General features: G+C 45.0%; 12 protein-coding genes. 6 read left to right on the plus strand and 6 right to left on the minus strand.

What is annotated here, in order from left to right:
- Window positions 1–71 precede the first annotated feature (71 nt).
- From KI655_RS04995 to apbC, 3 genes are all read right to left on the minus strand, one after another.
- Complete coding sequence (locus KI655_RS04995) at window positions 72–2171, minus strand: AsmA family protein (RefSeq protein WP_285402333.1); 2100 nt, start codon at window positions 2169–2171, stop codon at window positions 72–74.
- A 123-nt stretch (window positions 2172–2294) separates the two neighbouring features.
- Window positions 2295–2936: a uridine kinase gene (gene udk, locus KI655_RS05000; protein WP_285402335.1), complete on the minus strand. Its 642-nt coding sequence runs from the start codon at window positions 2934–2936 to the stop codon at window positions 2295–2297.
- 195 nt (window positions 2937–3131) lie between these two features.
- A complete protein-coding gene (gene apbC, locus KI655_RS05005) occupies window positions 3132–4208 on the minus strand; it encodes an iron-sulfur cluster carrier protein ApbC (RefSeq protein WP_285402336.1) in 1077 nt (358 codons plus the stop codon).
- 159 nt (window positions 4209–4367) lie between these two features.
- Here apbC and metG point away from each other — a divergent pair, with 159 nt between their 5' ends.
- Both metG and KI655_RS05015 read left to right on the plus strand, forming a co-directional pair.
- Entirely contained in the window at window positions 4368–6428 is a 2061-nt protein-coding gene (metG, locus tag KI655_RS05010; RefSeq protein ID WP_285402338.1) for a methionine--tRNA ligase, read from the plus strand.
- Window positions 6429–6600: 172 nt separating this feature from the next.
- Window positions 6601–7080, plus strand: coding sequence for a DUF1456 family protein (locus tag KI655_RS05015; protein ID WP_285402340.1), 480 nt, complete (start codon window positions 6601–6603; stop codon window positions 7078–7080).
- A 111-nt stretch (window positions 7081–7191) separates the two neighbouring features.
- On the opposite strand, the gene fadR is transcribed toward KI655_RS05015, so the two are convergent.
- Window positions 7192–8031, minus strand: coding sequence for a fatty acid metabolism transcriptional regulator FadR (gene fadR, locus KI655_RS05020; RefSeq protein ID WP_285402342.1), 840 nt, complete (start codon window positions 8029–8031; stop codon window positions 7192–7194).
- A gap of 639 nt (window positions 8032–8670) precedes the next feature.
- On the opposite strand from fadR, the gene nhaB reads away from it, so the two are divergent.
- Together nhaB and dsbB are read left to right on the plus strand one after the other, a co-directional pair.
- Complete coding sequence (gene nhaB, locus KI655_RS05025; protein ID WP_285402344.1) at window positions 8671–10260, plus strand: Na(+)/H(+) antiporter NhaB; 1590 nt, start codon at window positions 8671–8673, stop codon at window positions 10258–10260.
- A 147-nt stretch (window positions 10261–10407) separates the two neighbouring features.
- Complete coding sequence (gene dsbB, locus KI655_RS05030; RefSeq protein WP_285402480.1) at window positions 10408–10911, plus strand: disulfide bond formation protein DsbB; 504 nt, start codon at window positions 10408–10410, stop codon at window positions 10909–10911.
- Window positions 10912–11034: 123 nt separating this feature from the next.
- On the opposite strand, the gene KI655_RS05035 is transcribed toward dsbB, so the two are convergent.
- Window positions 11035–11658: a YecA family protein gene (locus KI655_RS05035; RefSeq protein WP_285402346.1), complete on the minus strand. Its 624-nt coding sequence runs from the start codon at window positions 11656–11658 to the stop codon at window positions 11035–11037.
- A 210-nt stretch (window positions 11659–11868) separates the two neighbouring features.
- Here KI655_RS05035 and KI655_RS05040 point away from each other — a divergent pair, with 210 nt between their 5' ends.
- Both KI655_RS05040 and dusC read left to right on the plus strand, forming a co-directional pair.
- On the plus strand, window positions 11869–12423 hold the full coding sequence (locus tag KI655_RS05040; protein WP_285402348.1) for a prepilin-type N-terminal cleavage/methylation domain-containing protein: 555 nt from the start codon (window positions 11869–11871) through the stop codon (window positions 12421–12423).
- A gap of 73 nt (window positions 12424–12496) precedes the next feature.
- On the plus strand, window positions 12497–13459 hold the full coding sequence (gene dusC / locus KI655_RS05045) for a tRNA dihydrouridine(16) synthase DusC (protein ID WP_285402350.1): 963 nt from the start codon (window positions 12497–12499) through the stop codon (window positions 13457–13459).
- 55 nt (window positions 13460–13514) lie between these two features.
- Here dusC and KI655_RS05050 read toward each other — a convergent pair whose 3' ends face one another.
- Window positions 13515–14981: a sensor domain-containing diguanylate cyclase gene (locus tag KI655_RS05050; RefSeq protein ID WP_285402352.1), complete on the minus strand. Its 1467-nt coding sequence runs from the start codon at window positions 14979–14981 to the stop codon at window positions 13515–13517.
- Window positions 14982–14990: the final 9 nt, after the last annotated feature.

The raw sequence follows: 14990 nt of genomic DNA on the forward strand, positions 1-14990 counted from the left end.
AGACGTTTAAATAAAAAAGCGCCACTCCTAATTAAAGAGTGGCGCTTTTTCATTAACGAATTAATCCAAGATTAGTTAAATAGACCTTTCAGAAGGCCATCTACCGCCTCTTTGGTTTTCTCATCTTTAATCTTGTCAGTCAGCTTCTCAACACCGCGATCAATCTCTTTCTGTGCTTTCTGCTTCAATACGTCATCGAACACCAAGCTAAACTTAGGATCTGCCCAAGCCCCTGTCACCTTAATTGGAATGGTCACATCTTTTAGGTCATCAATGCTCTTACCGCCCTGACCTTCTAGAGAGCCTACGATTGAGGTGCGTACTAGGAAATCGACAGTCTCATTAATGAAGTTAGCCTTACCTGAGCCCGTTACACGCAGTAGTGGAGATTGTGCAGACATGTCATTGGTCGATACCCAACCTTTATCGACTTTCAGTGTTGCTTTCATCGCGCTGAAATCCGTTTTCTGAACACCTTCGGTATCGTCTAGCTTTTCGCCTTTGATCTTCGCGTAATTTTCACGAATCAACTGCGCAACGTTAATGCCGTTCACGGCACCATCGGCAAAGTTAATCGCAATGGTACCAACAAGATTCTTCTTGATACCAGTCGGCGTCAGACTCTTACCAGAGACATTCACATCGATATTACCCGTACCTTCAAGCATGTCGTTATTCGCAACATCCACCAGCAATGGTTGAACCTTAACGCCCTTAATCGCTTTCTTAGCCGTGTATGACGCTGGTGACTTACGCGCATCCAGAGTTGCTGTCGCAGAGATCGAGCCGTCATAAAGGTTAGATGTGAATGACTCTAGCTTTGCTACGCCACGGTTAACCGAGAATGCCGTTTTTACATTCTGCATACGTGCGTTATTAGCTTTGAACTTATCAATCGTAATATCGCCTTTAACATCAAGCGTTTTCAGCGCAGTAAGATCCGGTTCTACTTCTTTTGCCGGCGCTGAAGGCGTTGTCTCTTTCGCAGGCTCTGAAACCGCCGTTTCAGAAGCATTGTTCAAACCTAGGAACTCATCCAAATCAATATTTGGGCTATGCAAAGAGAAGCGAACCTTAGGAATCTCAGACAGTGTCACATCCGCTTTACCGTCTAAGGCGATGCTATTCGCTTGCAGTTTCTCTAACACAAAGCTTAGATGGCTCTTAGTCAGATCAAAACTCAAGTCCGATAGCATATCGACCTTCATTGGCGATTGCGGAAGTGCTGCTCCTTTAAAGGTAGAGTCTAGCGTCAGCTTATTCAGCACAACTTTAGAAATTGCGCTGTCTACGGTCAGCTCACCCGAACCTTTCAGATCCAGCTCCATATCAGCGGCTTGACCCACAACACTGTAAGTTAGATTGCTAACCTTATCGAACTCAAAGGCATCCAAACCAATTTTTGCTGATTCAATCTTGGTGCTTGGATCGCTAAACGTAGCATCTAGATCGATATTGCGCAGCACGTAGCTGGTGAAACCCTTCGCCAACTTGAATTCCGCACTGCCGTCCGCTGAGAATTTCTGTTGATTATTTTCACCCGATGCGGAGAAAGTCGCAGTCGTCCAAGTCTCTGCTGCAAATTCAGATAGATTAAATGCCACATCGTAGAGCTTGATAAACGAACCAGCTTGCTTGTCGTCCATCTCAAACAGTGCATTGGATACTGTCACACCAGCAAGGTTAATCGTCCAGTTAGAGCCCGCACTCTCCTCTTGTGCAGCCGGCACTGTCTCTTCAGTCGCAACCGCTTCTTCCGTTGTCGCTTCTGATGATTGAGCTTGCGTTAGCGCATCAATATTCTTACGGCCATCTTTCAGCGTTTCTAAATAGAATTCTGCGCCATCCAGCGTGACGTTACCGATCTCAAGTTGATTGCTAAATAGAGGGGTTACCGAGATGTCGATACCAACAGTATCAACCTTAAATAGGTTCGGCTGCGTAAAGCCTTGCGGATTACGTAACTCTGTTTGTCCGAGTTCAAAACCAATTGATGGGAAGAATTGCCAACTGATATCGCCTTCAATCACAAGCTCTAAGCCAGTGTGCTTTTGCGCCTGTTCAACGATCATTGGTTTAAATTGGTTAGGATTCACTAACAGTACTAACGCCAGAATAGCCGCAATAACGACAACAACTGGGATAGCTATGAAAATGAGTAGTTTCTTCATCCGCATATTCCTTGCTTAGATTCCAAAAGAAAGTGGCACTATAAAAGTGCCACTTATTCGATAAAAAATAAAGCTAAGTTAAGAACTTATAACTAAATTCTTACTTCTGTCAGATCCGACTGACTACGACTTTAATAGCTTAGCAATATGAGCTTTCAAAACGTCGATTGCGATACGGTTCTTACCGCCACGAGGAACGATAATATCCGCATGCTGCTTTGATGGCTCGATAAACTGCATAAACATTGGGCGCACTGTCTCTTGGTACTGCTTCAGTACTGAGTCCATCGTACGACCACGCTCTTCAACATCACGCTTAACACGACGCAGTAGACAGATGTCTAGTGGTGTATCCATGAATACACTCGCGTGCATCAATTCACGTAGACGTGGGTCCGTTAGCAGCAGGATACCTTCTAAGATGATCACTTTCTTTGGAGTAAGTGTAGTCGTTTCAGAAGTACGTGTGTGTTCAGAGTAGCTGTATTCTGGAACTTCAACAGCGTTGCCGTTCATTAGCTCTTTCAGGTGCTCGCACAGTAGATCATGATCTAGTGCATTTGGGTGGTCGTAGTTCGTTTTAACACGCTCTTCCATACTCAAGTGGCTTTGGTCGCTGTAGTAGCAATCTTCCGTGATAACACCAATTTGATGGTCGCCTACTTTTTCGCGCAACTCATTATAAATAGTACTAGCAATCAGACTTTTTCCTGAAGCTGAAGCGCCAGCGATACCTACGATGACACATTGATTATTATCAGACATTATTTTGCACCCGATATGGTTTTGGTGATGGGAATAGATAAACCGCCTGATTATAGGGGCTAAGCTCTACAGATTCTAGTCGCCATTTCAGCAAAATACCGTCAAATTGATGATCCAAATGGATTAAATCAAAACAAACGTTTGCTTAGCGTTCAGAACCCATCAACCATTTGCACACTCTGTATTATTTTTAAACTAGTCAACCATTGAGAAATTGATTGCCTCTGGCTTTGCCTTACCCGTCCAGAACATCTTACAAGCAACATTCTCAGCCAGATCAAGGTAGTGACGAGTATGTTCACTCTCCGGGCGACGCACGACAGTTGGCATGCCGGCATCGATATCTTCTCGCACATCAATGTGCAGTGGAATTTGCGCCAGAATGTCTAAACTGAACTCAACAGCCATGGCTTCTGCGCCACCAGCCCCAAAGATATGCTCTTTTTCACCACAGTGACTACAGATATGGTAGCTCATATTCTCCACTAAGCCCGCCACAGGCACGCCCACTTTATCGAACATTGCCACACCCTTGCGCGCATCGGCGAGTGCCAAGTCTTGTGGTGTAGTTACGACGATAGCGCCCGTCACTGGAATCTGTTGAGAGAGGGTGAGTTGGATATCGCCCGTGCCCGGTGGCATGTCAATCACCAGGTAATCGAGATCAGGCCATACCGTCTCATTCATGATCTGACCTAATGCTTTTGCCGCCATAGGACCACGCCAGATGGCCGCATCATCCTTTGATACAAGGTAACCGATAGAGTGCGTAAAGATCCCATGCGCTTCAATTGGGATCATCCATTTGTTATCACGTACTTCTGGTTTCGCCTGCATTTGACCGAGCATCATAGGAACAGAAGGGCCGTAAATATCAGCATCTAGTAGGCCGACCTTGGCGCCCGACTTAGACAGAGCCAACGCAAGGTTTACTGAGGTTGTTGATTTACCCACGCCACCTTTTGCAGACGTCACTGCAATGATGTTTTTCACCCCTTTCACAGGGCTAGATACGGTGGTTTCCAATGCAGCAGGTTTAATTCGAACTTCGAATTCGAAAGCAGCAACCTTTTGGTCTGCAATTTGATGTGATACCCAGTGAGACAACTCTTCGACTAAGCTGTTGGCAGCAAATGGTAGTGTGATGATGAATGCGCCTTTTGGGTCAACCGTAACCATGTTTGGTTGCGATGCCCATTCAGGGATAAGAAGTACAGATTCAAACTCATTCAGCCAAGAACAGAAATCTTGCTTTGATGTGAAGTTACGCATTGGGGCTCCTTTTTTTGATTTATGCTATCACCCGCTGACGAAAGACTGAACCCTTAAAAAACTAAGGGATTCCTCAATTTGATACCTTGGCGTGACACACGTTATAAAGTAGTATTACACATCAAATTAATACCCATCAAAAAGAAGCGAAATTTAAGTATGGCGACTGATCCAAGAAAACTTTTGGTAACTTGTGCCCTTCCGTACGCTAATGGTTCGATTCACCTAGGTCATATGCTTGAGCACATTCAAGCTGATATCTGGGTTCGCTACCAACGCCTACGTGGCAACACTGTAAACTTCATCTGTGCTGACGATGCTCACGGCACGCCAATCATGCTAAAAGCACAACAGATGGGTATTACACCAGAAGAAATGATCGCTGCAGTAAGTGAAGAGCACCAAAAAGACTTCGCTGGCTTCGATATTAGCTTTGATAACTACCACAGCACACACTCAGAAGAGAACCGTGAGCTGGCTTCACACATCTACCTAGAGCTTAAAAAGAACGGCTTTATCTCTAGCCGCACTATCTCTCAGCTATTCGACCCTGAGAAAGAGATGTTCCTACCGGATCGTTTCGTAAAAGGTACATGCCCTAAGTGTAAGTCAGAAGACCAATACGGTGACAACTGTGACAACTGTGGTGAAACGTACAGCCCAACTGAACTGATTAACCCGAAATCAGCAGTTTCTGGCGCGACACCAGTTATGAAAGACTCTGAGCACTTCTTCTTCGACCTGCCTCAGTTTGAAAGCATGCTACAAGAGTGGACTCGCTCTGGCTCTCTTCAGTCTGAAACAGCAAACAAGATGCAAGAGTGGTTTGAGTCTGGCCTGCAACAGTGGGATATCTCACGTGATGCACCTTACTTCGGTTTTGAAATCCCAGGCGAGAAGAATAAGTTCTTCTACGTATGGCTAGACGCACCTGTAGGTTACATGGCTTCGTTCAAGAACCTATGTGACAAGACTGAAGGTCTAGATTTCGACGAGTATTGGAAGAAAGACAGCACAACAGAGCTTTACCACTTCATCGGTAAAGACATCGTGTACTTCCACTCTCTATTCTGGCCTGCAATGTTAGAAGGCTCTGGTTTCCGTAAGCCAAACAACGTATTCGTACACGGCTATGTAACGGTAAACGGTGCGAAGATGTCTAAGTCTAAAGGCACATTCATCAAAGCGGCAACGTACCTAGACCACCTAGACCCAGAGTGTCTACGTTACTACTACGCGGCGAAACTAAACAGCCGTATCGATGACCTAGATCTTAACCTTGAAGACTTCACTCAGCGCGTTAACGCTGACGTAGTAAACAAGATCGTTAACCTAGCATCACGTAACGCAGGCTTCATCACTAAGCGCTATGAAGGCAAGCTATCTGAAACCTTCGCTGAGCCTGAGCTTTACAATGAGTTCGTTGCTGCCGCTGACCGCATTGCTGAGCTTTACGAAACGCGTGAGTTTGGTCGTGCGATCCGTGAAATCACAGCGCTAGCAGACAAAGCAAACCAATACGTTGACGAAAAAGCACCGTGGGTTGTAGCGAAAGAAGAAGGTAAAGACCAAGAGCTTCAAGACATCTGTTCTGTTGGTATTAACCTATTCCGCGTTCTGATCACATACCTGAAACCTGTAATGCCTGAGCTTGCAGCACGTACAGAAGCCTTCCTAAACGAAGAGCTAACGTGGGAAGGCATCAGTGCACCACTAACTGGCCACGAGATCACTAAGTTCAAGGCACTGTTCAGCCGCATCGACCCTAAAAAGGTTGAAGCGATGATTGAAGCTTCTAAAGAAGACGCCGCAGCAGAAGTTGCAGCGAAAGAAGCGGCAGAAGCAGCTAAGAACAAAGCAAGCCAAACAGAGCTTGATAAAGATCCAATCGCAGACGAGATTGAGTTCGACGCGTTCGCAGCAGTCGATATGCGTATTGCTCGTATCATCTCTTGTGAAGAAGTGCCAAAAGCAAACAAACTGCTTAAGTTCCAACTGGACATCGGTGGCGAAACTCGTCAGGTATTTTCTGGCATCAAGTCAGCCTACAAACCTGAAGAGCTAGAAGGCAAGCTAACGGTAATGGTAGCGAACCTTAAACCTCGTAAGATGAAGTTTGGTATGTCTGAAGGCATGATCCTAGCAGCGGGCCCTGGTGGCAGCGACCTATGGATCCTTGAGCCGCACGAAGGTGCACAGCCAGGTATGCGTGTAATGTAACGCCAACCACTGAATTAAAAATCCCCATCGCAGTAATGCATGGGGATTTTTTATTTCTGTTGATATCCCAAATTCTCTGATACATTCCCCCCTCAATTTTTCAGTCGATGATGCGCTTTACGTACTAATGCGATACAAGCCCTTCTCGACTCACTGCCTAACTAGGATTCCTGTGACTAACAATGAAATCTTGCGCCGTATCCAACACGCGCTAAACCTGAAGAACGCTCAAATCATCAAAGCTTTTGAACAAGCAGATACGACCGTTGCGCACGACCAAGTGAACAACTGGCTCAAAGCCGAAGGTGAAAAGTCATTCTCGAAAATGAAAGACAAAGAGCTGGCGATCTTCCTGAACGGTTTCATCAATCTTAAGCGCGGTAAGAAAGAAGGCGAACAACCGAAGCCGGAAGTATCACTCACCAACAACATGATTTTCATGAAGCTGCGTATTGCACTGAATATGAAAGCGGAAGATGTACTCGATGCGCTAGAAGTAATGGGAATTAGCCTAAGCAAGTACGAGATTGGTGCTTACTTCCGTAAGCCAAACAACAAAAACTACAAAGTATGTGAAGATCAGCTTCTGTGTGATTTCTTAAACGGCGTTCAGTTCACCCAGCGCCCAGATTCAGAAGAGTTTGCTGGTTAATTAAGTCACCTTTAACCACGCTCAAATCACAGCAAAAGATCAAAAAACGGGGAGCTATCAGATAGCTCCCCGTTTTTATTTATTTCTAGAATCTAGACTGTAGACCGCGCTTTAGCTGTCGTCTTCAGTAAAGTTCGTTGGTAACGTGGTTTTCATCTCGTTCCAAATCTGACCGCTAGCAACACCGTAGTTACGGATCACCAATGGCAAGGTTTCACGTTCACCGCTCTCACAAATCACCAATAGCTCTTTGTAAAAGTCCATCGCTAGACGACGTGCTTCTGGGTTAGAGAAGTAGTAGCTACCGATACGGTCGTAAAGCTTACGAACACCATTAAAGATCAAACCATAGATTTGGTTGCCTGAATGGAACGCAAGACGTTGGAACAACATGTAGTCATAGAAGTTGAACGTTTTCGCAATCAAAATCGCCTGGCGCTTCTCTTCGTCTTTTTCGTTGTCTTCTTTTACTGCTTGTTTAATTTTCTCGGCATATGGAGAAGATTCAACAAACTCATCCCATGTCTTTGAAGCAAGTAGAGCTTCACACGACTCAATCACATTAATGATGGTGCGTTCAGAATTCTCTTTGTTTGCCTTAAATGCGTAGCGCATAAAGATAGGGCTAATATTTGTACGTGCTGCAAGCAAGTCTTCTACGATGTTAGTCGCGTTATCGACGTCTAGCGTCATTAGCGTATCAAGAATATGCAGACCAGACGTTTCCATGAACTGGTTAACCTTAGTTGGTTTACCATGTTGAATCGTCAACCAACCGTCACGAGCCAAACGCTGGAGCACTTCACGCAGCGTAGTACGGGTAACACCAATTAACTCAGACAGCTCACGCTCAGCTGGTAGGATTGAGCCAGGGGGAAAACGGCCGTTCCAAATACTTTCAATAATATACTTCTCTGCAAATCCTGCCGGGCTCTTCGCCTTAATGACCATCTACACTTCAATCCAATTTAATTATTTTGCTTTAATTGACTCATCATACCACTAGTTAGCGCCTCTCGGAAACACCTCGAAAAGTTTACTCACACCAACAACACAATAGAGCTAAAGCTCTAAATTGCAGCACACGTTTGCACCTTTAGTCTAATATCGCTGCACTATATAACATCAATTTAAACAAAAATTTAACACATTACTTTTTCAATTAAATCAGAGAGATAGGTCATAATTTTAAATCTATTAAAATGCAATATTAAGTTGTAATAATCGAACATAAAGTGGGGTTATTATGTAAATTTCAATCATTTCACTCAAATATTGATTCTAGTCGGTTTTTATTACAGTTTAAGTGTTATGCTTGCGCTACTTTGATCGCGTTTTTCAACAAAAAAGAGGTATTTTTAGGCCAACAGAGCTTTTCCTGTTGACTAAATGTTATCTAAGAGTAGAGTTGCGCTCAAAAATAAGCAGTGCACGAGTTTCTAAGGGAGTGACTTGGCAAGGCCACAGAACATTACATGGAATGTAGTTTTTCTAAGTCACTGTTAGTTATAGTTTTTATCAATTTCTATAGCTCGAAACTCGAATGTTGTATTGCTTGTCTATTCATAATCAACATAAAAGAGTATTAACATGCCGATGTCTCTCGGAAACGCTTTTATCAAGAACTTCCTTGGTAAGGCTCCTGATTGGTATAAAGTTGCCATCATTTCGTTTTTAATCATCAACCCATTTGTTTTCTTCCTCGTTGATCCATTTGTTGCAGGCTGGTTACTGGTCGTTGAATTTATTTTCACGCTGGCAATGGCACTCAAATGTTACCCTCTTCAACCGGGCGGTCTGCTGGCTATTCAAGCTATCGCGATTGGCATGACCAAACCTGAAATGGTTTACCACGAAATCCAAGCCAACCTTCCAGTACTACTCTTGCTAGTATTCATGGTTGCGGGTATCTACTTCATGAAAGAGCTGCTGCTGTTTATCTTTACTAAGATACTGCTTGGCATCCGCTCTAAAATCCTGCTCTCTGTTGCCTTCTGTGTCGCAGCCGCGTTCTTATCTGCGTTCCTTGATGCACTAACGGTTATTGCTGTTGTTATCAGCGTGGCGGTAGGTTTCTACTCTATCTATCACAAAGTCGCGTCAGGTAAGGGCTCGAACTCAGCCCACGACCACACGCACGATGAAGAGATCTCTGAACTGACACGTGAAGACCTTGAAGACTACCGTGCTTTCCTACGTTCACTATTGATGCACGCTGGTGTGGGTACGGCTCTGGGTGGTGTAATGACCATGGTAGGCGAACCACAAAACTTGGTTATCGCTAAACAAGCGGGCTGGGAGTTTGGTGAATTCATCATCCGTATGCTGCCAGTAACCTTGCCAGTATTCATCTGCGGTATCATCACTTGTGCGCTAGTTGAGAAGCTAAAAGTCTTCGGTTACGGTGCTAAACTGCCTGCAAACGTTCGCCAAATCCTGGTTGAATTCGATAACACGCAGAAAGCAAGCCGCACAAAACAAGACATCGCTAAGCTGTGGGTTCAAGGCGCAATTGCGGTTTGGCTAATCGTTGGTCTTGCTCTGCACGTTGCAGAAGTAGGTCTGATTGGTCTATCGGTTATCATCCTTGCAACTGCATTTACTGGTGTTATCGAAGAGCACTCAATGGGTAAAGCATTTGAAGAGGCACTGCCATTTACCGCGCTACTTGCTGTATTCTTCTCTATCGTTGCGGTAATCATCGACCAAGGCCTATTTAAGCCAGTTATCGATGCCGTACTTCACGTTGAAGACAAAGGTGCACAACTTGCTCTGTTCTACGTAGCCAACGGTATTCTATCGATGGTTTCGGACAACGTATTCGTTGGTACGGTTTACATCAATGAAGTGAAAACGGCTCTAGTCGACGGTATCATCACACGTGACCAATTCGACCTACTTGCTGTTGCTATCAACACGGGTACTAACCTACCTTCAGTTGCAACACCAAACGGCCAAGCGGCATTCCTATTCTTACTGACTTCGGCTCTAGCACCACTTATCCGCCTATCTTACGGTCGTATGGTTATCATGGCACTGCCTTACACCATCGTACTGGCTCTGGTTGGCCTTGCAGGAATCGTGTTCTTTGTTGAGCCAATGACCGCATGGTTCTATGATGCAGGTTGGATCACGGCTCGCACTGGCGAAGTGACATCAATCATCTCAAACGGCCATTAATTGGCGAATTGGTAGGCTGATACGAATAAGTGAATCTAAGTAATGAAAAATAATCATTGATTAGGAAACTTATCCAAGATAAAAAGCTCTGAGTAATCAGGGCTTTTTTAATTTTATTGAAGGACTAAATTCGTGAATTTTCTTGTAATGCTCAAAGATTTCTCTAAAGGTCGCCTCTCTTGGCTACTATTACTTGGCTTCGTAATCTTCTTTGAAGCATGCGCGTTGTTCTTCCAACACGTTATGATGCTTGGCCCATGCGTAATGTGTATCTACGAGCGCATTGCCATGCTCGCTATTGGTGTTGCGGCTATGATAGGTGCCATTGCACCCAATAATCCAGTTGTACGCTGGCTTGGTCTTGCTGGTTGGGGATTCGGTGCTTATAAAGGCTTAATGTTGTCACTTCAACACGTGGATTACCAATTCAATCCATCACCATTCGCAACCTGTGACCTATTTGTGACATTCCCAAGCTGGGCGCCACTGAATGAATGGGCACCTTGGATGTTCGAGGCGTATGGTGATTGTGCTAAGGTCGTTTGGCAATTTATAGGCTTATCCATGCCACAATGGTTGGTGGTCATTTTTGCCGGCAACTTGATTGCACTGGGTATCATTGTGATTTCTCAGTTCGTTAAATCTAAGTAATCATCACTGCAGACATCAATAAAATAGTCGACCAATGAGGTCGACTTTTTTGTTTTTCTTGCGCGTTGTTTTTAGCAGGCTTCTAGTAACGAGCCTCTATTAACCACCCGCTATTAACGAGTATTAAGCATTCGCTCGGCCGCAGCATTGCTTGAATTTTTTACCGCTTTCACAAGGACACGGATCATTTCGACCAATACCTTTGAACGGATTCACACTCTGTGCTTTATTGCCGAGCATCGCTTCGTCTGCTGCCAGTGCAACCTCAGAAACCATCAAGTCAATTTGGCCAACTAAATCTGCTAATACAGGTGGGTTTTCAAGGCCAGCCGCAATCATCTGTTGCTGTGTTTGTTCCTCATCAATCGCTAGCATCAGCGTTGTCAGCAGCGCTTGCAACATACGTAGTGTACCGTCGGCAATCGTCACGGTTTGCCACTGCTCTTCCACAGTCGGCCAAACCATCATAAAGCCTTCAGCGAAATCCGCGAACTGCTCGTTGAAATCACCTTCAGCAAGCACATCCGTCAGTAAGTATTCACTACGCTGAATTAGGTTGTGTTGGCGGTTAATCTGTTCCGTCACCAAGGCAACTAAAGCTTCACCCGCTTCAGGTGCAATAATCGCTAACCATGTTTCAGGCTCTAACGGTTTTGTCGCTAGATTCGAAGCAAGGATTGCCCCTTCAATAAATTGAGGCGTAATGTCATTGATGGACTCTGGAAGGCTTAATAATTGATATGTCATGAAAGCTCTGGATATTGGGCATTTTCGACATTATAACGCCAACCACCCTAAGATGTCGCCAACCACTTCTCTCCCTTTTGTAACCGACAATCGTACGCAAACCATTGCGTTGAAAATATCACCTTCATATCACTTATTTCGCTTTGATAATCATAGTCTTGGGTGTAAAACGGCGGCTGAAATAATTTATTACATTTAGGATTAATCAACATGAAGTCAAAATTCCGAGGTTTTACATTACTCGAACTTATTGTGGTGGTGGTTATTTTGGGTGTATTGGCCATTACTGTCGCACCTCGTTTTATGGGTGTACAAAGAGACGCTCACGAGGCATTAGCGCAAGGCGCATTTTCTGCCTTCAGAAACAGTATCGATATGTACCATTCACAATGGCTGGTCGATGGTGAGCCCGATTTTGATCAAGTTGTTAATTACGGCGAAGGCGATGTATATCCTTCAGAGACTGGATTCCCGATATCGGTACGTGAGCAACCACCAACACAAGCGCCACAAGTAGAAGGCGACCAGTGTGTTGCGCTGTGGAACTCTCTGATTGATTCTGACTTAATCGCTCGTTCACAGTACGATACTGGCTATATTCTACCCTCAACGGAAGCGATTGTTAGTTGGTATACAGGAACGCCTGAGTGCTATTACTACTACACTCCGAGTTTCACCCAATCCGAGCGCTTACCTATTCTCTATTATTCACCGATTACAGGTGAAGTTAGAGTAACTAGGCAATTAGCTAACTCCGCTCCGTAGTGACAATCAGAAAGGGACACCGTACAATCACGCCTCTTAATTTTTTAGGACAGAGATGTTTCGGTAGAGCGATATGCGAGTAATACTAGGCCCGATGGAGGGTGTTTTAGACCACCTAATGCGTGAGATCCTCACAGAGATCAACGATTACGATCTTTGTGTCACCGAATTTGTGCGCGTTACCGATCAGCTACTGCCGCCTCACGTATTCCACCGTCTGTGTCCTGAACTACACCAAGGCTCTCAAACCATGGCAGGTGTCCCTGTGCACGTTCAACTGCTTGGTCAGCACCCTGAATGGATGGCGCAAAACGCAGTCCAAGCCGCGAGTCTGGGCGCAAAAGGGATTGACCTTAACTTCGGCTGCCCAGCTAAAGCGGTAAACAAGAGTAATGGTGGTGCCTCTCTTCTTAAAGAGCCTGACCTCATCTACAAGGTGGTTAAGGCTTGTCGCGAAGCGGTACCAGCGCACATTCCTGTATCAGCTAAGATTCGCCTGGGTTGGGAAGACCCTGAAGAGTGTTTTGAGATTGTGGATGCGATTGAGCAAGCCAAGGCCGATGAGTTAACGGTACACGCACGTACTAAGACAGGTGGCTATAAGGCAAGTGAAATCAAGTGGGATTATATTAATCAAATCCGCCAGAAAACCTCATTACCCTTGATTGCAAACGGCGAGATCTGGAATTACCAAGACGGCCAGGACTGCATTAAAGCGACGGGTATTGATTCTTTGATGGTGTGCCGAGGCGCTTTTAACGTTCCTAACCTAGGTAATGTGGTTAAGCACAACCACCAGCCGATGCCTTGGAAAGAAGTATTGGCATTGCTACTGCGCTATTCTGAGTTCGAGATTGAGGGCGATAAGGGGCTCTACTACCCTAACCGTGTAAAACAGTGGTTTGTCTATCTACGTAAAGAGTACCCAGAGGCAGAAGAGATCTTCCGAGAGATCCGTACCTTCAAGAAGGCCGCACCGATCGTTGAGCATATTCAGCGCTATCAAGATAGATTATTGGCCGCGCCAACAGTCTAAATCACGCCAAGATATCTCCTCCCATCTACAGAACGTCACACAGGCGTTCTATAGACTAAAACACAGTCTTATTCTTGCCCGTTGTTTTCGCAATATACAGCTTCTCATCCGCACATTTGAATACTTCATCAAAGCTTAGTTGAGTGCTATCCGACTCGACAATACAAGCGCCGCCTGAGACAGTAAAACCACCCTCAACCACATTCGTCGACTGCTCACAAATCGCCGTCTTAACGCGATGCAGGATGTTCTTAAGGGTTTGTCGCTCCTCTCCTCTAAGATAAAGAACAAACTCTTCTCCACCAAAACGGGCCCCAGCATCACTACTGCGTATTCCATTATGGATTTGACGCGCCATATAGCGAATCACTTCGTCGCCTTTGTCATGACCAAAGGTATCGTTAATGCCTTTAAAGTTATCGATATCAAACACGACCAGTACAAATAACTCATCGTGCTGAACGTTACGCCAAAATGCCTCTAAGCCACGTCGGTTGAGCAATCCTGTCATCGGGTCTTTAGCCGCAAGCTCTTTAAAGTAGCCTTTCTCTATCGTGCTATTGATATAGAAAAAAATGGTCACCATGAACAGATACACAGTTAAGGCGACAAACACACTGTCGGTCTCATTTTTTACAAAGGTTTTAAGCTCTTTCGCCAAATCGAATCGATAGAAGATCATATGATGGGCTGCTACACCATTTAGCTCTATTGGTTGTACCCAGATCGCGCCCTCTGGCGGCAGCTTATGGGTTAAATCAACAATATCAACTTGCCCTGCAAGCAAACGACTTTCCGAGCGCAGAAGCTTTTTCGAATTGATATCCACCGAGAGCATTCCCTGATGACGGCCTTTGTAGAATACGGGGATGGTCATACTCATTACTCGATCCAGAGTATCGGGTCTACGAGCAGGCCCCGACAAAGTGAGCATTTCAGGGTTATTGGCGGTTCGCTGCCAGTAGGGACGGCCCTTGACCGTCGATAGCAGTTCTTTACCCAGCCCTTTGGCAAAATCCTCAGGAGAAGAGATCACATAGCCCTTAGTATCAATAAAATGAACACCAAAATAATAATCGTCCAACTGAGCTAAGAAAGAGAGTATAGGAGCAAGTGCCACTTTCTCACTGGCGCTTTTATAGGCATCACTCAATTCTGAACACAAGCTTGCATCGCCAACCAACATATAGTTGATATCGACGGAAGGGATATCGGCAGTCTTACCGTCTGCAAGCAACAGACCATCGATGGGCCAAATACGGCACACACCATCCACCACAGTCTTATTGTGGTCTAGGAATAGAGGGTTACTGGATTTGTAGTAATTGGAGAAGCTGTAGTCCAGAGCGGTTACAACCGTTGTCGTACGTTCAAAGGCATCAATAATCCTTTGGTACTCGTAGGTCACCTCTTTCTCTACCGCATCGAGATGATTTTTAGCGATAAGCGCAAGCAGCATGGTGATAATAATGGCAGGAAAACCAAAAACAAAGGTTAGGCTAAAATGCCTATTAACTTTCATAAACTGTAT

It is taken from the genome of Vibrio sp. D404a, from assembly GCF_030248535.1.
GTDB lineage: Bacteria > Pseudomonadota > Gammaproteobacteria > Enterobacterales > Vibrionaceae > Vibrio.